The 21,176-nt window shown below is 42.8% G+C and carries 19 protein-coding genes; 8 read left to right on the top strand and 11 right to left on the bottom strand.

All coding sequences use genetic code 11. The features are described 5' to 3' along the window. Positions 1-231: 231 nt before the first annotated feature. Positions 232-852: a spore protease YyaC gene (yyaC, locus tag ACSQ2E_RS00250; protein ID WP_435988837.1), complete on the top strand. Its 621-nt coding sequence runs from the start codon at positions 232-234 to the stop codon at positions 850-852. A 38-nt stretch (positions 853-890) separates the two neighbouring features. Here the strand turns inward: yyaC and ACSQ2E_RS00245 are convergent, their stop codons facing one another. The 11 genes from ACSQ2E_RS00245 to rpmH all read right to left on the bottom strand — a co-directional run bounded on the left by ACSQ2E_RS00245 (position 891) and on the right by rpmH (position 11,071). Further along, complete coding sequence (locus ACSQ2E_RS00245; protein ID WP_435988836.1) at positions 891-1,604, bottom strand: DUF554 domain-containing protein; 714 nt, start codon at positions 1,602-1,604, stop codon at positions 891-893. Positions 1,605-1,717: 113 nt separating this feature from the next. Then, positions 1,718-2,557, bottom strand: coding sequence for a ParB/RepB/Spo0J family partition protein (locus tag ACSQ2E_RS00240; RefSeq protein WP_435988835.1), 840 nt, complete (start codon positions 2,555-2,557; stop codon positions 1,718-1,720). After that, entirely contained in the window at positions 2,550-3,311 is a 762-nt protein-coding gene (locus tag ACSQ2E_RS00235; protein WP_435988834.1) for a ParA family protein, read from the bottom strand. The genes ACSQ2E_RS00240 and ACSQ2E_RS00235 overlap by 8 nt, the downstream gene beginning before the upstream one ends. A gap of 216 nt (positions 3,312-3,527) precedes the next feature. Further along, a complete protein-coding gene (noc, locus tag ACSQ2E_RS00230; protein WP_336201483.1) occupies positions 3,528-4,391 on the bottom strand; it encodes a nucleoid occlusion protein in 864 nt (287 codons plus the stop codon). A 119-nt stretch (positions 4,392-4,510) separates the two neighbouring features. Further along, a complete protein-coding gene (gene rsmG, locus ACSQ2E_RS00225) occupies positions 4,511-5,227 on the bottom strand; it encodes a 16S rRNA (guanine(527)-N(7))-methyltransferase RsmG (RefSeq protein ID WP_435988833.1) in 717 nt (238 codons plus the stop codon). 21 nt (positions 5,228-5,248) lie between these two features. Then, on the bottom strand, positions 5,249-7,141 hold the full coding sequence (gene mnmG / locus ACSQ2E_RS00220) for a tRNA uridine-5-carboxymethylaminomethyl(34) synthesis enzyme MnmG (RefSeq protein WP_435988832.1): 1,893 nt from the start codon (positions 7,139-7,141) through the stop codon (positions 5,249-5,251). 57 nt (positions 7,142-7,198) lie between these two features. Continuing rightward, positions 7,199-8,584, bottom strand: a complete 1,386-nt coding sequence (gene mnmE / locus ACSQ2E_RS00215) for a tRNA uridine-5-carboxymethylaminomethyl(34) synthesis GTPase MnmE (protein ID WP_435988831.1) — start codon at positions 8,582-8,584, stop codon at positions 7,199-7,201. Positions 8,585-8,854: 270 nt separating this feature from the next. Then, positions 8,855-9,472 (bottom strand): RNA-binding cell elongation regulator Jag/EloR, encoded by a 618-nt coding sequence (gene jag / locus ACSQ2E_RS00210; protein ID WP_435988830.1) that lies wholly within the window; start codon positions 9,470-9,472, stop codon positions 8,855-8,857. Then, positions 9,469-10,257, bottom strand: a complete 789-nt coding sequence (gene spoIIIJ / locus ACSQ2E_RS00205; protein WP_435988829.1) for a YidC family membrane integrase SpoIIIJ — start codon at positions 10,255-10,257, stop codon at positions 9,469-9,471. The genes jag and spoIIIJ overlap by 4 nt, the downstream gene beginning before the upstream one ends. 140 nt (positions 10,258-10,397) lie before the next feature. Beyond that, positions 10,398-10,772: a ribonuclease P protein component gene (rnpA, locus tag ACSQ2E_RS00200; protein WP_061811180.1), complete on the bottom strand. Its 375-nt coding sequence runs from the start codon at positions 10,770-10,772 to the stop codon at positions 10,398-10,400. 164 nt (positions 10,773-10,936) lie between these two features. Continuing rightward, on the bottom strand, positions 10,937-11,071 hold the full coding sequence (gene rpmH / locus ACSQ2E_RS00195; protein ID WP_034764748.1) for a 50S ribosomal protein L34: 135 nt from the start codon (positions 11,069-11,071) through the stop codon (positions 10,937-10,939). 914 nt (positions 11,072-11,985) lie between these two features. On the opposite strand from rpmH, the gene dnaA reads away from it, so the two are divergent. The 7 genes from dnaA to gyrA all read left to right on the top strand — a co-directional run bounded on the left by dnaA (position 11,986) and on the right by gyrA (position 21,065). After that, positions 11,986-13,329: a chromosomal replication initiator protein DnaA gene (dnaA, locus tag ACSQ2E_RS00190; RefSeq protein WP_435988828.1), complete on the top strand. Its 1,344-nt coding sequence runs from the start codon at positions 11,986-11,988 to the stop codon at positions 13,327-13,329. Positions 13,330-13,535: 206 nt separating this feature from the next. Continuing rightward, on the top strand, positions 13,536-14,672 hold the full coding sequence (dnaN, locus tag ACSQ2E_RS00185; protein WP_435988827.1) for a DNA polymerase III subunit beta: 1,137 nt from the start codon (positions 13,536-13,538) through the stop codon (positions 14,670-14,672). A gap of 160 nt (positions 14,673-14,832) precedes the next feature. Next, complete coding sequence (gene yaaA / locus ACSQ2E_RS00180) at positions 14,833-15,051, top strand: S4 domain-containing protein YaaA (protein ID WP_034764734.1); 219 nt, start codon at positions 14,833-14,835, stop codon at positions 15,049-15,051. Between the two features lie 17 nt (positions 15,052-15,068). Then, a complete protein-coding gene (gene recF / locus ACSQ2E_RS00175; protein ID WP_435988826.1) occupies positions 15,069-16,187 on the top strand; it encodes a DNA replication/repair protein RecF in 1,119 nt (372 codons plus the stop codon). Between the two features lie 9 nt (positions 16,188-16,196). Further along, a complete protein-coding gene (gene remB / locus ACSQ2E_RS00170; protein WP_034764730.1) occupies positions 16,197-16,451 on the top strand; it encodes an extracellular matrix regulator RemB in 255 nt (84 codons plus the stop codon). Between the two features lie 42 nt (positions 16,452-16,493). Continuing rightward, entirely contained in the window at positions 16,494-18,422 is a 1,929-nt protein-coding gene (gyrB, locus tag ACSQ2E_RS00165) for a DNA topoisomerase (ATP-hydrolyzing) subunit B (protein ID WP_435988825.1), read from the top strand. Between the two features lie 108 nt (positions 18,423-18,530). Further along, entirely contained in the window at positions 18,531-21,065 is a 2,535-nt protein-coding gene (gene gyrA, locus ACSQ2E_RS00160; RefSeq protein WP_435988824.1) for a DNA gyrase subunit A, read from the top strand. Positions 21,066-21,176: the final 111 nt, after the last annotated feature.

Raw genomic sequence — 21,176 nt, 5'->3', positions numbered from 1 at the left:
ATCATTCAATAAGAAGTATTCCTTATTTTATCAACTTTCCCTCTCCTTGTGTAGATATAACCTCATAAAGAATAGATTCTAGAAAATTTTTATTTTATGAAAAATCGGGCCAACTTATGTATGAAAAAAAGAATTCGTCCGTATACTGATAGTACTTAAAATTCTGACTGTGATTTAAGGGGACGGCGGGCGCAAGGTCACCTCTTAAACTCATCCAAAGGAGTGGAAGCGATGAATCTAAAAAAAGGATTATTTGAACGAAGACCTGAACCTTTTAGAGTCCTTCATCAGGAAGAGGGTGCAGCACAGGAGCTTTCAGTTCAATTGTCTTCGATGCTTCCCACTTATTATCGTACAAGACCCATTGTGTTTGTCTGTATCGGCACCGACCGCTCTACAGGGGATTCACTTGGACCCTTGGTCGGTACATTAATAGAGGAACAGGATATCAAACCATTCCATGTCTATGGAACATTGGATGACCCGATCCACGCTGTCAATCTGGAAGAGAAGCTAAAGGAAATCGCGTCGAAACATATCAATCCCTTTATCATAGGTGTGGATGCCTGTCTCGGGCGATTAAAGAGTGTTGGAGCCATTCAATTAAATGAAGGTCCCTTACGACCAGGAGCCGGCGTAAATAAAGAGTTACCTGAGGTCGGGGAGATTCATTTGACCGGTATAGTAAATGTCAGTGGGTTCATGGAGTTTTTTGTCCTGCAGAATACACGTTTGAATCTTGTCATGAAAATGGCGAGGACGATTGCTGAAGCAATTGTGCTGGCGGGTCATTCTGTAGAACGGAGAAATGCCGTCAGTATTGAAAAATGGCGGGAAGAACTGCAACAATAAAGAAGGGAGATGGCGCGTTCCGCCATCTCCCTTTTTGATTACATATACATTTGATAGGCGTGGATGATTCCAACCACCATGCCTACCACGATGATGCCTGGAAGTAAATTGGCGACTCTTATTTTCGTTACACCAAGGAGGTTGAGTCCAATCGCAAAAATCATGATGCCTCCTGTTGACGTCATTTCGACAATATAAGCATCCATGAGCTCCTGAGGCACCCATTGATGGATTTGAGTGGCGAATAGGGCAATGATTCCCTGATAAAGGACGACTGGAATCGCTGAGAACATAACACCGATCCCGAGGGTGGTCGTTAGAATTAACGACGTAAATCCATCAATGATTGACTTGGTCAAAAGAACATCATGATCTCCCCTGATCCCGCTATCCAGCGCACCAATAACAGCCATGGCCCCGATGACAAAAATCAGGGTGGCGGTGACAAAGCCTTGAGATATGGACGTTTCATTCTTGCTGCCTATCTTTGTTTCCAACCAGTTTCCCAGGGCATTGAGCCTGTCCTCTAGATTCATCCACTCTCCCCAGGCAGCACCAAGGGCAAGGCTGATGATCACGATAAGAAAGTTCTCGCTTTTCAACCCCATCTGTAAACCAAGAACGATAACGGCAAGTCCGATCGCTTTCATGACCGTTCCCTTCATATCTTCAGGTATGCGGTGCAGAATCTTCCCGAGAAGCGTCCCGATGATAATACATACTCCATTTACTAGCGTTCCTAAAAGTACCATGACGTTTCTCCTTATAATTATTTCCCAAAGAAAAGTGTATGTATTATATGGAAGAGGACTGGCTTAAATGGCATGAGATCTACCACTTTAGTCAGTCCCTTTTTACAATGACGTTACTGTAATAACTCCAAAATCCGATCCAGGTCTTCCTTCGAAAAGAATTCCAGTTCGATTTTCCCTTTTTTCTTCGAATGTTTAATCGTTACGGTTGTACCGAAGCGTTCACGCAAGAGCGATTCCTGTTCCTGGATGAAAACATCTTTTTTCTCGGTCTTTTTTGTTTCACGTGGAACATTGTCATTGGCTTCTTGAATGATTTTTTCTAATTGACGGACGTTTAATGATTCTTTAAGGATCCGATTGACGATCATGGACAGCTTCTTTTTATCTTTTAATCCAAGAAGGGCACGGCCATGTCCCATTGACAGCTTCCCTTCAGAAATAAATTCCTGAACGGGTGAAGGGAGGGAGAGTAAGCGAATATGGTTCGCGACATGAGGTCTGCTCTTCCCTAATCGTTTCGCCAGTTCTTCCTGTGTAAGATTCAACTTATCCATTAGCATTTGATAGGCTGCGCCTTCCTCGATCGGCGTCAGGTCCTCACGTTGAAGGTTTTCCAAAACGGCGAGTTCCATCATTTGTTGATCCTTCAATTCACGCACGACAACGGGAACTGTCTCTAACTTAGCCGCTGTGGCTGCACGATAGCGGCGTTCACCGACCACAATCTCATATCCTTTAATGGACTTACGGACAATGATTGGTTGGAGGATCCCATGTTCCAGGATCGATTCCTTCAATTCTTCGATTGCCTGCGGCTCAAAGATCTTTCGTGGCTGATAAGGGTTCGGCCTCATTTCTTTCAGGCTCACTTCCTGGACGGCCTCTTCATTTTGAGTTGTTTGCATATTGGTAAAGAGAGCATTGATGCCCTTTCCTAAACCTTTAGCCATTCGCCACCACTTCCTTTGCCAGTTCTAAATAAACTTCTGCTCCCCTGGATTTCGCATCATAGATGATAATCGGTTCACCATGACTGGGTGCTTCACTTAAACGAACATTACGTGGGATAATTGTGCGATACACTTTGTCTTGAAAGTATTTTTTCACTTCTTCGATGACCTGGATCCCCAGATTGGTCCTGGCATCAAGCATCGTTAACAATACACCATCAATCATAAGGTCATGATTCAGATGCTTCTGCACTAAACGGACCGTACTTAACAGCTGACTTAATCCCTCGAGGGCATAATATTCACACTGGACCGGTATGACGACAGCATCCGAAGCGGTTAACGCATTGATCGTCAGAAGTCCCAAGGAAGGGGGACAATCGATAATAATATAATCGAATTCGTCCTTTACCTTCTCCAATGCTTTCTTTAAACGGACTTCACGGGAGATGGTCGGAACCAATTCAATTTCTGCACCGGCAAGTGAGATCGTTGCAGGGACAATCGATAAGTTCTCTACTTTTGATTGTTTAATCGTGTCTTTAACATCTACATCATCCACTAACACATCATAGATACACTGCTGTACATCCCCTTTTTCCACGCCGACACCACTAGTGGCGTTTCCCTGAGGATCGATATCTACAAGTAAAACCTTTTCCCCTATATAAGCTAAACAAGCCCCCAAATTGACGGATGTCGTGGTCTTTCCCACCCCGCCTTTTTGGTTTGTAACGGCTACGATTCTGCCCAAGGTTGTCACCTACCTTTTGACTTCCTAAAATTGATTTCATTTTTACACAGTATTCTTTTATTCTATCAAAATTCCCGGATAATTGTCTGTCAATTTTTCAAAAAGGAACACGTTACCATAAATAGGATATAGTTATTGTTCGGTTTACATCCCATGGCTCGCAATAGAAAAAGTGAGAAACGGATCGGATATGTTTCTCACTTTTAGACTACGAATCTATTTTTTTTTCGGAATACGAATGGTGAATTGATAGAATTCCTCGTGCTCTTCTTCTTCTGAGTCGAGATTGATTCCGCTATCGGATACCATGGACAGCGATTGTCGAATCGTATTCACGGCAATTCTCATGTCTTTGCTGAAAGCCTTCCGTTTAGGCTTCGGCTTTTGCGTCGTTCCTTCTTGCATTTTTACAACCCGGTCTTCGGTCTGTTTGACATTCAAGCTCTTTTCAATGATTTCTTGAAGAAGCTGGATCTGCTTTTCAGAATTCTTCAGAGGAATCAAAGCCCTGGCATGACGTTCTGTGATTTGTTTATCTAATAAAGCTGATTGAATTTCTTCTGGAAGCTTTAGGAGACGAAGCTTGTTCGCCACGGTTGATTGTCCTTTTCCTAAGCGTTGAGCAAGGGCTTCTTGGGTTAGATCATGTAATTCCAACAGTTTTCCATATGCGATTGCTTCCTCTATAGGAGAGAGCTCTTCTCTTTGTAAGTTCTCAATTAATGCGACAGAGGCTGTTTCGGTATCGTTAAGATTCTTCACAATCGCAGGTACGGTTTCCCAGCCAAGCTTTTGAACGGCTCTGTATCTCCGTTCACCCGCAATGATTTCAAACTGGTCATCATCGTATTGTCTCACCACGATCGGCTGGATGATGCCATGAGTGTGAATCGTTCTGGATAACTCTTCTATCTTTTCATCATTAAACACAGTCCTTGGTTGAAATCGATTCGGGATGATTTGCGAGACCTGTATCTTTCTCACTTCATCACGATCTTCTTCCACTACATTCGACTCTTCAGATTCAACATCTTGCTCCTTTTCACCTAGGCCAAAAAAACGAGAGAAAGGATGCTTCATCTTCCTACACCACCTTTAAGAAACTCCCTTTATTAATATTCTCTAAAATATGTCAATTTCCTGCCTTCTCACTATATGTCAATTATACCATGACCAATTAAGGCAGGAGAGTGACAATACTATTCTAACGGTAATTTATTCGGTGTCCCGGGTTTTCTGGGATATTTGTTAGGCGTTTCTTTCACTTTGTTGATTTTCACGATATTCCGTTCACTTTCCTCTTCAGGAAGAAGGAAGGAATACATTTTATCCGTTTGTCCACCAAGTGTCCCGATGGCTTTCTTTGCGTTAGACAGCTCTTCATTGACATTAGAAGCCTTCATGGCGACAAATGCGCCACCTTTTTTTACAAGCGGCAGGCATAATTCACTTAATACGGACATTCTGGCTACGGCTCTTGCTGTAACCATATCATATTTTTCGCGATGAGCCTTGTTTTTTCCAAAGGTCTCTGCACGATCATGATAAAAATGGGTATTTGCAAGTCCCAGCTCATCGGACAAATGATTTAAGAATGTGATGCGCTTGTTCAAGGAATCAACAATCGAAATATGTAGATGCGGGAAGCATATTTTAAGCGGGATACTTGGAAAACCGGCACCTGCCCCAACATCACAAAGAGATTGAACTTCCGTGAAGTCTACATAAAATGCTGCACTGATCGAATCGTAAAAATGCTTTAAATACACGTCTTCTTTGTCAGTGATTGCCGTCAAATTCATTTTTTCATTCCATTCAACAAGCAATTCATAGTAGCGTTCAAACTGATCTAATTGCCTGGAAGAAAGGGAGATCCCTTTGTCCTCAAGCATTGATTGAAATTCATTTACGTTCATGAAATTATCCTTCCTTTACCTCTATTGACCACCGGATACTTTGGCGATTTTCCCTTGCTCGATATAGACCATTAAAATAGAGATATCTGCGGGATTCACGCCTGAAATGCGGGATGCCTGGGCAAGGGAAAGAGGCTGGACCTCGATTAATTTCTGTCTTGCTTCAGAAGCTAACCCGCTGATCGCACTGTAATCAATATTTTCAGGAATTCGTTTATTTTCCATCTTCTTCATTTTATCGACCTGTTGAAGAGATTTTTCAATATAACCTTCATATTTCACCTGGATTTCAACTTGCTCCTCTACGTCGGGATCAAGCTCGATGTCGTTTGGGACGAGTGTCTTGATATGACTGTAATTCATTTCAGGACGCTTCAGGAGATCAGCTGCCAATATCCCGTCTTTCAGCTCGCTTCCGCCTGCTTCACGGATAACCCTTTGAGTATCGTCAGTCGGCTTGATGCGGACGGTTTCAAGTCGCTTCTTCTCGGCTGATATCGTTTCTTTCTTCGCCGTGAATCGCTCAAAACGATCATCGGAGATCAATCCGATCTTATGACCGATATCCGTTAAACGAAGATCAGCATTGTCATGGCGGAGCAACAAGCGGTATTCCGCGCGGGAAGTCAGGAGACGATACGGTTCGTTCGTCCCTTTCGTCACAAGGTCATCGATCAGTACCCCGATATAAGCGTCGGACCGGCTTAAGATCACCTCGTCTTTATCAAGAGCACGGCACGCAGCGTTGATTCCGGCCATCAATCCTTGACCAGCCGCTTCTTCATAGCCGGATGTTCCATTGATTTGTCCCGCGGTATACAGGTTTTTAATTTTTTTCGTTTCAAGGGTCGGCCATAATTGCGTCGGTACGATGGAATCATACTCGATTGCATAACCGGCGCGCATCATTTGGACCTTCTCAAGACCCGGAATGGTCTGCAGGATTTTTTGCTGCACATCTTCAGGCAGGCTTGTTGATAAACCTTGAACGTACACTTCCTGAGTATTTCTTCCTTCCGGCTCAAGGAAGATCTGATGACGCGGCTTGTCGTGGAAACGCACGACTTTATCTTCAATAGAAGGACAGTAACGAGGTCCGGTTCCTTTGATCATCCCTGAATACATTGGCGAACGATGAAGATTGTCGTCGATTAATTGATGAGTCAGTTCATTCGTATACGTCAGCCAGCATGGAAGTTGATCCGTGATGTATTTCGTCGTCTCATAGCTGAATGCCCGTGGAACGTCATCACCAGGCTGAATTTCTGTTTTCGAATAATCGATCGTCGAGCTATTGACCCGCGGCGGTGTCCCGGTTTTAAACCGGACCGTATCGAAGCCAAGCTCATGCAAATGATCAGAAAGTCTGATGGAAGGCTGCTGGTTATTGGGACCGCTTGAATATTTCAGGTCTCCCAATATGATTTCACCACGAAGGAAGGTACCTGTGGTGATGACGACCGTTTTGGCACGGTAGGCAGCACCTGTCATCGTGACGACACCTTTACATTCGTCATCCTCCACGATCAGTTCCTCGACCATTCCCTGCATCAAGGTCATGTTCGGTTCGTTTTCGATTGTCCGTTTCATTTCATGCTGGTAGAGGAATTTATCTGCCTGTGCCCGTAACGCACGTACAGCAGGACCTTTTCCTGTATTCAACATCCTCATTTGTATATGCGTTTTATCTATATTACGACCCATCTCTCCACCGAGAGCGTCGATTTCCCTTACAACGATTCCTTTGGCCGGTCCACCAACCGATGGATTACACGGCATAAAGGCGACCATATCAAGGTTGATGGTTACCATTAACGTTTTCGCTCCCATACGTGCAGAAGCAAGTCCCGCTTCTACCCCGGCATGGCCAGCACCAATGACAATGACATCATATTGCCCTGCGTCATATTGCATGGTTTATTATTTCCTCCTTGTAGGACGGATAAGTCCCGTCCACATTTATAATAGTGTTTATTTTCCTAAGCAGAACTGAGAAAACAGCTGATCAATCAGGCTTTCATGAACACTGTCCCCGATGATTTCACCTAATAGTTCCCACGTTCTCGTCAGATCGATCTGCGCAATATCAATCGGTGTCCCCATTTCCACGCTGTCGATCGCTTCATTGATTGCAAGGGATGCCTGGTTGAGTAAGGCGATATGACGACTGTTGGATACGTATGTCATATCCCCCGCTTCGATGGATCCCGCAAAGAATAAAGATGAAATGGCTTCTTCCAGTTCATCGATTCCCTGTTCTTCCAGTAAAGCCGTCGTTACCAACTGATGATTGACAGCCAGTTCCCTTACCTTATCTATATCAATCTTCTGAGGCAGATCCGTTTTGTTCACGATGACAATGACATCCATTCCCCTCACCGCTTCAAATAACTGTTCATCCTCAAAGGTTAATTCATCTGCATAATTGAGCACGAGTAAAATTAAATCGGCTTCCTTTAACACCTGTCTCGAGCGTTCAACGCCAATCCGTTCAACGATATCTTCGGTCTCACGAATCCCCGCCGTATCAACAAGACGGAGCGGTACCCCCCTTACGTTGACATACTCCTCGATCACATCACGTGTCGTCCCGGGGATATCCGTCACAATGGCTTTATTTTCGTGAACAAGGCTGTTTAAGAGGGAGGACTTCCCTACATTGGGCCTTCCGATAATCACCGTAGAGAGACCTTCCCTTAAAATCTTCCCTTGTTCAGATGTGCGGACCAGCCGGTCGATTTCATCCCGGACGTGTTTGGATTTTTCCAGAAGGACGTTATGCGTCATCTCTTCTACATCATCATACTCCGGATAATCGATATTCACTTCGACATGGGCAAGTGTTTCAAGAATTTCCTGACGGAGCTTCCTGATCAAATTGGATAGGCGGCCTTCCATTTGATTCAGCGCTACATTCATGGCCCGGTCGGTTTTCGCCCGAATGAGATCCATCACGGCTTCTGCCTGAGAAAGATCGATTCGCCCATTCAGGAAAGCCCGCTTCGTGAATTCACCGGGTTCTGCGAGTCTCGCCCCGTTTTTCAACACCAGCTGCAGAACTTTATTCACCGACACAAGTCCTCCGTGGCAGTTGATCTCGATAATGTCCTCCCGTGTGAATGTCTTCGGACCTCTCATCACGGAAACCATGACCTCTTCCACCACCTGATCGGTGCCCTGATCAACGATATGTCCATAATGAATGGTATGGGAGGCAAATTCCTTCATAGAAATCCCTTTCATTCCCTTAAAGACTTTATCACCGATCTCGAATGCCTGGTCACCGCTCAAACGGACGATGGCGATCGCTCCCTCTCCCATCGGCGTGGATATGGCTGCAATTGTATCTAATTCCATTATGTTCACCTCTCTTATAGCTGATCTATTTATATGAAATGTATAGTAGAAAGTAATGTTTCCCCAATTTATTAGAATATCACAATCCGTTTTAATACTAAAGAAAGGAAACCCGTTGTTCGTCACCAAATAATGTTATCCACACAGATAACATCTCATCTCTATTATTTTAACTTATCCACATGTGAATAACAATAAACCGGGGTGAAAATAAGATTCTACAGGCAGAAGCAATAAAAAAAACGATCCCCCGAAAGGAATCGTCTTTCATTATTTTGGTGCAATGACAATGTATCGATTGGGTTCTCTTCCCTCTGAATGGGTATCGACCCTTTTGGAATCCACTAAAGCGGTGTGGATCACTTTTCGTTCATAAGAGGGCATCGGTTCCAATGAAACAGAGCGATTGGTGCGCAGTGCCTTTTCTGCTAAACGTTCCGCCAGTGTTGTCAGCGTCTGCTTCCGTCTTTCCCGATAGTTTTCGGCATCCAACAGGATCGTGATGAACTGACCGGATACCCGATTGGCGACCAATTGCGATAAATGTTGAAGAGCATTCAACGTTTGCCCTCTTTTTCCAATCAATAGAGCCATTTTTTCACCGGAAATGTTGAATTCCACATCTCTTCCATCCCTTTTCACTTCTATGGTCGCTTCCACGCCCATTTCACGTGCAACGGATATAAGAAAATCCTTCGCTTCCTCTACCGGATCAACCGCTTTCTTCACTTTGACGACTGCCGGCCTTCCGCCGAACAATCCGAATAAACCTTTTTTACCTTGATCAATGACGTCGATCTCTGCTTCTTCTTTGGTGATATTCAGTTGAGACAAGGCTGATTCAATGGCTTCTTCCACCGTTTGACCAGTCACTTCTACTTCTCTCACTTTTTCTTTCCTCCCGAATTCCCACCAGCTTTGACGGCTTGCGCTTCTTTAATCTCAGGTCCCTTGATGAAGTAAGTTTGAGCAATCATGAATAGATTTCCGACTACCCAGTAAAGGGATAGAGCTGCAGGGAAGTTAATCGCAAAAATGATGATCATGACCGGCATAATATAAAGCATCATGGCCATTTGCGGATTTTGATTCGCTGTACCCGCCATCATTAATTTTTGTTGGATGAACGTTGTTAAACCTGCTACTAAAGGTAAAATATAGTATGGATCCGGATTACCAAGATCGAACCATAAGAAGTTATGCGCTTTAATTTCCTGTGTTCTAACGATCGCATGGTAGAAACCGATCAAGATCGGCATTTGAACGATCAATGGGAAACAACCCGCTAACGGATTCACCCCATGACTTTGGAATAAAGCCATCGTTTCTTGTTGAAGCTTTTGCTGAGTTTGTGCATCTTTAGATCTATATTTTTCACGCAGTTTTTTCATTTCAGGTTGTAATGCCTGCATGGCTTTTGAATTTCTCGTTTGTTTGATCATCAATGGCAGAATCGCTAAACGAATGAGCAATGTAACGATGACAATCGCTAATCCATAAGATCCGCCCATGAACTCTGCAACCATTGTAATCAATTGCGATAAAGGATAGACAATATATTCATTCCATATTCCGCTACTATCAGATGTAATCGGCTTATTGTAATCTGTACAACCTGATAGAATAGCCATTAGCCCAATGATTCCCACCAGGGCTATCATTCTCTTTTTCACCCTTATTTTCCTCCCAACTAATATCTTTCAAATTAAATGTAAACAAGTACCATCAACCCGCACCAAAAAAGTACAATCCCCCGTATTGTAACATCTTTTCCTTGGCTTGTGATGACGAAACCTGTCATTCTCTCAAAATGTTATGACTTCTTCCTATCATATTTGCCATAAGAAGACCTTTTCAATACTTTTCCTCTTTTTAATACATGGGTGAGACTCCCCTTCACCTCATGGAAATTCATTTCGGCCGCCGGTTTTCTGGCGATGATAAGATAATCGTACTGGTCGTGTACCTCTTCTTGTAATTCTAAAAAGGCCTGCCGGACATATCGCTTAATTTGATTTCGGCAAACAGCATTTCCGATTTTCTTACTGACGGAAATTCCGATCCGAAATGGCTGAGGCTCTTCTTTCTTTAATAGATACAAGACGAATTGACGATTCGCGAAAGATGTTCCTTTTTTAAATATTTCCTGGAACTCTTTATTTTTCTTGACTCTTTGCTCTTTCCGCATGGACCACACCTAATTTTCTTTTTGTCTTGATCTACCCTCGACATTATTGGCTCATTCATATGAAATTATAAGTACTTTTTCTCGCAAAACAAAATACGAACGAGCCAAATCGTCTTTTCTCATAATAGAAAGGAAAAAAAAGACCACTGAGTCAGTTCAGTGGTCTAGGCAGATAATACTTTTCTTCCTTTGCTGCGACGGCGAGCTAAAACATTGCGTCCGTTTTTAGAGCTCATACGTGCACGGAAACCGTGATTCTTTTTTCTTTTGCGGTTATTTGGTTGAAACGTTCTTTTCATCTATGACACCTCCCTGAAGGATATCTTTAAAAAAGTTAAAGACATTCCTCACTATTATAAAGACGGTACCCATAAAAAGTCAACACTCAGATTATTTTTCTTTTTAAGTGCTACTTAATCCGTCTTTTCTCATTTGCTAGGAGCCAGTGGTGGTTGATTTCCGCTGCAGGTGCTCGCTTTCCGCGGGGCTGGCGGTGAGCCTCCTCAGGCTTCGCCTTGCGGGGTCTCACCTGTCCAGCGTTTCCCGCAGGAGTCGAGCACCTTCCGCTTCAATCAACTATTTGAGTTTTACATCTTGTTTGATAAGAATAAACTCTTTAATAATCAGACAAAAAATCATTTCAAATCTTTTTAAGGTGCCAGCTACACTTTTAACCACATAATCTTTTTTAAAAGATTTCCTCTGATCGTCAGGTATCTCCAAGAACACTCAAATTATTCATCATAATTTCCCTTCTACAAACCCTATCCCATTTTTCTATTAAACGTGCCTGTGGATAGGATTCGACATGGTTTTAAATTATCCACAACACATACTGACAACTTTTTCACAAGTTCTTGGGTTGTGGACAATTTCATTCCACAAGGTGTTGGGGGTTGTGGATAAAATTTAAAAAGCATTGCACCTCTAAGGATATTTTGATATGATTATTGTGTTTTCACTCTTGATAACTGTGTTTAAGGAAATAACTTATCCACAAAGTGTGGATATTATGTGGGTAACTTATACAGAGGGTTTGTAAAACGTTGTCCACAAGTGGTGGATAATGTCGAAAAACCATTTTCCTTCCTTATTATATATATTTTCCACATTCAGTGAATTGTATTTTTATAAAATAGCGTGATTTTAGGGACTGTATAGCGCGTAATGATTGTACAGAAGTTATACAAACTAAGAAAAGGAGGGATCAGGATTGGAGAATATCGGGGATCTTTGGAGCAAGGCCTTAGAAAATATTGAAAAAAAGATCAGTAAACCAAGCTTTGATACTTGGTTGAAATCAACTAAGGCCCATTCCATTCAAGGGGACACCCTTGTAATTACAGCTCCAAATGAATTTGCAAGAGATTGGCTGGAAGGCCGTTACTCTCAGCTAATCTCAGGGGTTTTGTATGATATTACGGGCGAAGAACTAGTCGTGAAATTTATCATTCCTCAAAACCAGGAGCCGGAAGAGTTTGATATTCAAATACCACCAAAGTCGATGAAAGATGATGATCAGCAGGATATCAATCAAAATATGCTGAACGCCAAATACACTTTCGACACGTTTGTTATCGGTTCGGGCAACCGGTTCGCCCATGCCGCTTCTTTGGCTGTGGCGGAAGCACCTGCCAAAGCCTATAATCCCTTATTTATTTATGGGGGAGTCGGCCTTGGGAAAACTCACTTGATGCATGCCATCGGCCATTATGTACTCGAACATAATCCTGCTGCGAAAGTAGTTTACTTGTCATCTGAAAAATTCACCAACGAATTCATTAACTCCATCAGGGATAATAAAGCAGTCGATTTTCGCAATAAATACCGTAGTGTAGATGTTTTATTAATTGATGATATTCAATTTTTAGCGGGTAAAGAACAAACACAAGAGGAATTTTTCCATACTTTTAATACCTTACATGAAGAAAGCAAGCAAATTGTCATTTCCAGTGATCGGCCACCGAAAGAAATTCCGACACTTGAAGATAGACTTCGTTCTCGATTCGAATGGGGGCTTATTACAGATATCACACCACCGGATCTCGAGACGAGAATTGCGATTTTACGAAAAAAAGCAAAGGCTGAAGGACTGGATATTCCAAATGAAGCCATGCTTTATATAGCTAATCAAATCGATTCCAATATTCGTGAGCTAGAGGGCGCATTGATCCGTGTCGTCGCGTACTCTTCTCTTATAAATAAAGACATCAATGCAGATCTTGCAGCTGAAGCGTTGAAGGATATCATCCCGAGCTCGAAGCCAAGGGCGATTACCATCCTGGAAATTCAACGTGTCGTTGGCGAGCATTTCAATGTGAAGCTCGAGGATTTCAAAGCGAAAAAACGAACAAAGTCCATCGCATTTCCGAGACAAATCGCCATGTATTTATCCAGGGAAATGACGGATTCCTCCCTTCCGAAGATCGGGGAAGAGTTTGGCGGACGTGATCACACGACTGTCATTCATGCTCATGAGAAGATCAGTACATTACTCGGAACGGATGCACTTCTTCAGCAGCAATTGAAGGAAATTCGTGAAACATTAAAGGCCTGAATCTACACACAACCAAACTGGATAATGTGAATAACTCCGACTAACTAGCACACAGTCTGTCCACATGTGGATAGGCTGTGTTTACGTTCGATTCACACACTTATCCACATATCAACAGGCCCTACTACTTCTATTACTATTTTTTAAATAAATTATTAGTATATGATTCAGTCCATAAACTTATGTGCAAATTGGAGGAATAAATCATGAAATTTGTTATTCAAAGGGACCATCTAGTCCAGAGCGTCCAAGACGTCATGAAAGCCGTCACATCAAGAACGACGATTCCCATCCTGACAGGGATCAAAATCATTGCCACCGAAGATGGAGTCACATTGACAGGTAGTGATTCGGATATCTCGATTGAATCCTTTATCCCGAGTGAGGAAGAAGGTACTGAGATCGTTGGAATCATGGAAACAGGAGGCATTGTCCTGCAGGCAAAGTTCTTTAGTGAGATTGTAAAGAAATTACCGAAAGATACGGTGGAAATCGAAGTTCAAAGTCACTTCCAAACAGTCATCCGATCGGGGCAGGCAGAATTCAATTTAAACGGTCTGGATCCTGAAGAATATCCGCATCTTCCACAAATAGAAGAAGGAAACGGAATTAAGGTTTCAACGGATCTTCTTAAAACGATGATTAGACAAACCGTATTCGCAGTGTCCACCTCAGAAACACGTCCCATCTTGACAGGTGTAAACTGTCAGATCGAAGACGGGGAGTTAAGCTGTATTGCAACAGATAGTCACAGACTTGCCATGAGAAAAGCACCGATCGAAACAAATCATGATGCATCCTACAATATCGTGATTCCAGGAAAGAGCTTAAATGAGTTGAACAAGATTCTGGATGATACGGATGAACCCGTTGAAATCGTCATTACGGAAAACCAGGTTTTGTTCAAAGCGAAACATTTATTATTTTTCTCGAGATTATTAGAAGGGAACTATCCTGACACAAGTCGATTGATTCCATCTGATACGAAAACAGAATTGACCCTTAGTACAAAAGAATTTTTACAAGCGATCGATCGTGCATCGCTACTGGCTAGAGAAGGACGTAATAACGTTGTGAAACTTTCGACGCTTGATGGCGGAATCATTGAAATTTCATCAAACACGCCTGAAATCGGGAAGGTCATCGAGCAGGTGGAAAGCCAATCAATCGAAGGGGAGGAATTGAAAATCTCCTTCAGCGCGAAATATATGATGGACGCGTTAAAAGCCATTGAAGGAACCGAAATCCATGTAAACTTCACGGGAGCGATGAGACCGTTCGTTCTGAAGCCACTTCATGACGACTCGATTCTTCAATTGATTCTTCCAGTAAGGACGTACTAAAAAAGCAAAAAAGCCAGCACCTTCGAGAAGTTTGGGTGTTGGCTTTATTTTTAGCGGAAATCCACTGCAACTACTTTCTCCATTTTTCGTTAGTTGTGACTTAACTCCATTTAGAGTAAAATAATATATTAGAGACTTTATACGGAAAGTAGTGATTTTAATGGCAAAAGAGATCACCATTGAAACAGAAATCATCACATTGGGACAATTCCTGAAGCTTGCTGAAGTGATTCAGTCCGGTGGGATGGCGAAATGGTTCTTAAGTGAATATGAAGTATACATAAACGGGGAACAAGACCAAAGAAGAGGAAGAAAGCTTACGGTTGGAGACAAAGTAGAAATTCCTGAAGTAGGGGTCTTTGTGGTTGCTGGAGAATAATAAAGGGTGTTATGTCCATGTACATTGAACAATTAGAATTAAGAAACTATCGCAATTACGAATCAATCGACGTTAGTTTCGAAAATAAGGTGAACGTCATTCTTGGAGAAAATGCCCAGGGGAAGACGAATATCATGGAGTCTATCTACGTCCTGGCAATGGCTAAATCCCACCGGACCTCAAATGATAAAGATTTAATCCGTTGGGACCAGGAATATGCTAAAATAAAAGGTAGGATTCAGAAATATAACGGTGGATTACCTTTGGAGCTGATCCTGTCCAAAAAGGGAAAAAGGGCGAAGAGTAATCACCTTGAACAATCTAAATTGAGTCAATATGTCGGGAATATGAATGTTGTCATGTTTGCACCTGAAGATCTTCATTTGGTAAAAGGGAGCCCTCAAGTCAGGCGCCGTTTTATCGATATGGAAATCGGTCAGGTTTCTCCTGTTTATTTACATGATATCAGCCTTTATCAAAAAATATTACAGCAACGCAACCATTATTTAAAACAGTTGCAAACGAGAAAACAAAAAGACCAGACGATGCTTGATGTCTTGACTGAACAGTTCATCGGGATGGCGGTGAAAATCACGAAGAAACGATTTGAGTTCGTTCAGCTATTGGAAAGTTGGGCGAAACCGATCCATTCAGGGATTTCAAGAAACTTAGAAACGTTGGAAATCGTATATAAACCGTCTTTAGATGTATCAGATAATCAAGAATGGTCAAAAATGGTAGATATATATGAGCAGAAATTCAATGGTATCCGCGAACGGGAGATTGATCGGGGTGTGACCCTGGTCGGACCCCATCGGGATGATCTTCAATTTATTGTGAATGGACGGGATGTTCAAACATTCGGGTCACAAGGGCAGCAACGGACGACGGCCCTCTCTGTGAAGCTTGCAGAAATCGAGCTGATACACTCTGAAATCAAAGAGTATCCCATCTTACTTCTGGATGATGTGTTATCTGAGTTGGACGATTATCGTCAGTCTCACTTATTAAATACCATCCAGGGGAAAGTTCAAACCTTCGTGACCACGACCAATGTGGATGGAATTGATCATCAAACCTTAAACGAGGCCACTACGTTCGAAGTAGAAGCCGGATCCATGAAAAGATTGAAATGAGGTGTTACCTTGTACATACATGTTGGAGAAGATGTCATGGTACGTACAGATGAAATCATCGCAATTATTGATCGAGACACCGTTCAATTTTCAGAGGAAATTCAACATTTTCTAAAAACGAAAGATCATAACCTTTGCAACCTTGCAAAGGGTTCATATAAATCTCTTGTTATCACAACGGGCCAGTTGTATCTCTCACCGCTGGCATCCAGTACGTTAAAGAAGCGATCAAAGAAATACTCAAACTATGAGAATTTATTATAGAAATATAAAGCCCTGAAGGTTAGAAAGTGTAGGTGAATCAGTATGGCTATAGAACAAAATCAAGCGCAAGGCGGCTCCTATGATGAAAATCAGATTCAGGTTTTAGAAGGTTTGGAGGCCGTTCGAAAAAGACCGGGTATGTATATTGGATCAACAAGCGGCAGAGGTCTGCATCACTTGGTGTGGGAAATCGTTGATAACAGTATTGATGAAGCATTAGCCGGTCACTGTGACGAAATCGAAGTCATCATTGAAGAGGATAACAGTATTACCGTGACGGATAATGGACGGGGTATTCCGGTCGGTATCCACGAAAAAATGGGACGTCCTGCCGTAGAGGTCATCATGACCGTCCTTCACGCGGGTGGTAAGTTCGGCGGCGGCGGATATAAAGTATCCGGCGGACTGCACGGTGTCGGGGCATCGGTTGTTAATGCCCTTTCCTCGGAACTTGAGGTACATGTCCATCGTGATGGAAACATCTACTACCAGAAATTCGAAAAAGGTGTCCCGAGCTTCGACCTTAAAGTGGTCGGAGAAACGGACAAGACCGGAACGATCATTCACTTTACTCCAGATCCTGAAATCTTTACTGAAACGACGGAATATGAATATGACATACTTGCAAACCGTATTCGTGAACTGGCTTTCTTAAACAGAGGGATCCAAATCAGTATTGAAGATAAGCGCGGCGAAGGGAAAAGAAAGGACTACCATTATGAAGGTGGAATTAAGTCCTACGTTGAGCACCTTAACCGTTCGAAAGAAGTCATCCATGAAGAACCGATCTACATTGAGGGGGAGAAAGATGAAATCACCATTGAAATCGCCCTTCAATACAATGACGGTTTCGCAAGTAATCTTTACTCATTCGCCAATAATATCCATACCCATGAAGGTGGAACCCATGAGTCTGGATTTAAAACGGCGTTGACGAGGGTCATCAATGATTATGCCCGTAAAAATAATGTCTTCAGAGAGAATGATGCCAATCTTTCAGGGGAAGATGTCCGTGAAGGATTGACAGCCATCATCTCGATCAAGCACCCTGACCCTCAATTCGAAGGTCAAACGAAAACGAAACTCGGAAACTCAGAAGCAAGGACGATCACAGATTCACTTTTCTCGGAGCATCTGGAAACGTTCTTACTTGAAAACCCGGTTGTTGCACGAAAAGTTGTGGAAAAAGGTCTTATGGCTGCCCGTGCCCGACTGGCTGCGAAAAAAGCAAGGGAACTTACCCGTCGTAAGAGCGCCCTGGAAATCTCGAGCCTTCCTGGTAAACTGGCGGACTGTTCATCTAAGGACCCGAGCATCAGTGAAATCTATGTGGTTGAGGGTGACTCAGCCGGTGGATCGGCCAAACAGGGCCGGGATCGTCACTTCCAGGCCATCCTGCCTCTGCGTGGTAAAATCATCAACGTAGAAAAAGCACGTCTTGACAAGATCCTTTCTAATAACGAGGTCCGTGCGATTATTACAGCTCTTGGGACAGGGATTGGTGAAGACTTCAATCTGGCTAAAGCGAGATACCATAAAATCGTGATCATGACCGATGCCGACGTTGATGGCGCTCATATTCGTACGCTATTATTAACGTTCTTCTACCGTTACATGAGAAATATCATTGAAGCAGGCTATATCTACATCGCTCAACCGCCTTTGTACAAAATACAACAAGGGAAGAAAATCGAGTACGCCTACAATGATAAGGAACTGGATCGCATACTTGCAGAAATTTCCCCGACACCTAAACCTGGAATCCAGCGTTACAAAGGTCTTGGAGAGATGAACCCTGAGCAGCTTTGGGAAACAACAATGGATCCGGAAACAAGGACCCTGCTGCAGGTAAGTCTTCAAGATGCGATTGAGGCTGACGAAACCTTTGATATCCTGATGGGTGACAAAGTTGAGCCAAGACGTAACTTCATCGAAGAAAACGCAGCGTACGTTAAGAACCTGGATATCTAAAATAAAATAGTACAGGATAGACCATGTGCTATCCTGTCTTTTACATAGCGGACAAGGTAAAGAATGAGAAAGGTATAAATCTTTCTTTAAAAGGAGGTCCCTTTTACTATGGCAGAAATACCAAGATCGAATGTTAAAGAAATTAATATTAGTAGTGAAATGCGCTCGTCTTTCCTGGATTATGCGATGAGTGTCATCGTTTCACGTGCCTTACCTGATGCACGTGATGGCCTTAAGCCCGTCCATCGCCGTATTTTATATGCGATGAATGACCTCGGCATGACGTCTGACAAAGCGTACAAGAAATCAGCACGTATCGTCGGTGAAGTAATCGGTAAGTATCACCCCCACGGTGATTCAGCTGTGTATGACACAATGGTGCGTATGGCACAGGATTTCAACTATCGTTATATGCTTGTGGACGGTCATGGTAACTTCGGTTCCGTTGATGGAGACGCAGCTGCTGCCATGCGTTACACAGAAGCACGTATGTCTAAAATCTCTATGGAACTCATTCGTGATATTAATAAAGACACAATTGATTATAAAGATAACTATGATGGTACCGAGAGAGAGCCGGAAGTATTACCTGCCCGTTTCCCTAACCTGTTAGTAAACGGTTCTTCAGGAATCGCCGTAGGGATGGCAACGAACATCCCTCCCCATAATCTTGGAGAAGTCATCGATGGAATCCTTGCATTAAGTAAAGATCCCGACATTACGATTCAAGAGCTGATGGAATTCATCTATGGACCTGATTTCCCTACTGCAGGGCTAATTGTAGGAAGAAGCGGGATCCGTCGTGCCTACGAAACAGGTAAAGGTTCCATCACCATGCGTGCCCGTGTGGAAATTGAAACAAAGAGCAACGGAAAAGAAACGATTATCGTCCATCAAATTCCTTATCAAGTAAATAAAGCGAGACTCATTGAGAAGATCGCGGATCTGGTCCGGGATAAGAAGATTGATGGTATCACGGATCTCCGTGATGAATCGGATCGTAATGGTATGCGCATCGTCATTGAAGTAAGAAAAGATGCCAATGCTAACGTACTCCTCAATAACTTATATAAACAAACAGCACTTCAAACAAGCTTCGGGATCAATCTTCTGGCACTTGTAGACGGTCAGCCGAAGGTATTGAACTTAAAAGAATGTCTCTATCATTATCTTCAGCACCAACGTGTAGTCATTCGCCGTAGAACGGAATTCGAATTACGCAAAGCTGAAGCAAGAGCTCATATCTTAGAAGGACTGCGTATCGCCTTAGATCATATTGATGAAATCATTGCCCTTATCCGTGGCTCTCAAACTACGGAACTTGCGAAACAAGGCTTGATGGAGAACTTCTCCCTATCTGACAAACAAGCTCAAGCGATCCTGGATATGCGTCTTCAACGCTTAACTGGTTTAGAACGAGAAAAAATTGAAGATGAGTACCAGGAACTGGTGAAGCTAATTTCTGAACTAAAAGCGATCCTTGCAGATGATGAAAAAGTTCTCGAAATCATTCGTGAAGAGCTTATCGAAATCAAAGAACGCTTCAATGATGAAAGAAGATCAGAAATTGTAGCGGGTGGAATTGAGAATATTGAAGATGAAGACTTAATTCCAAGAGAAAACATTGTCGTATCTCTTACTCATAACGGATACATCAAGCGACTGCCTGTCTCAACCTACCGCAGTCAAAAGCGTGGAGGAAGAGGAATCCAGGGAATGGGTACCAATGATGAAGACTTTGTTGAAAACTTATTGACCACGTCGACTCATGATACGATTCTATTCTTTACAAACAAAGGAAAAGCATACCGTGCGAAAGGATATGAAATTCCTGAGTTCAGTCGTACTGCGAAAGGACTTCCGATCATCAATCTGCTCGGAGTGGAAAAAGATGAGTGGATCAACGCCATGATCCGGGTCGAAGAATTTGTGGACGACTGGTATTTATTCTTCACGACGAAGCAAGGGATATCCAAACGGACTCCGGTCTCCGATTTCGCCAATATCCGGACGAACGGGCTGATCGCCATCAACCTTCGGGAAAATGACGAACTGATTTCCGTCAAACTGACCGATGGCGAAAAAGATATGATCATCGGAACGAAGCAGGGGATGCTGATCCGTTTCCCTGAAACAGACGTTCGTTCCATGGGCAGAACAGCCACTGGAGTAAAAGGAATCAACCTCAGCGACGATGATATCGTTGTCGGTATGGAAATCCTTGAAGACAAGAGTGATGTCTTGGTTGTCACTGTAAATGGTTATGGAAAACGTACTCCAGCCAGTGAATATAGAGTCCAAACCCGTGGTGGTAAAGGATTGAAGACATGTAACGTGACTGAGCGTAATGGAGAACTCGTCTCTGTTAAAGCTGTCACAGGCGAAGAAGATTTAATGATCATCACCGCCCATGGCGTCCTCATTCGTATGGACGTAAATGACATTTCCACAACGGGACGTAACACTCAAGGGGTCAAGCTGATCCGTCTTCAAGAAAGTGAATTTGTTTCAACCGTCGCCAAAGTTGAAAAAGAAGATGAAGAAGAAACGGAAGCGCCTGTCGAATCTGTTGAGGAAATGGAACAGAACGACATGGAAGACCAAGCAGCTTCTGATGAGGCTAATGAAGACACAGAAGAATAAATGATAGAATAAGCTATTTTCAGTAATGATAACCATTCTGAAAATAGCTTATTTTTTTGGAAATGACACATTTATTTTTTGAAAATAACAACTATACCTCACTAAATTTGG

It is taken from the genome of Rossellomorea sp. LjRoot5 (assembly GCF_964253455.1).
Classification (GTDB): domain Bacteria; phylum Bacillota; class Bacilli; order Bacillales; family Bacillaceae_B; genus Rossellomorea.
This window is presented reverse-complemented; position numbering and strand designations above follow the sequence as displayed.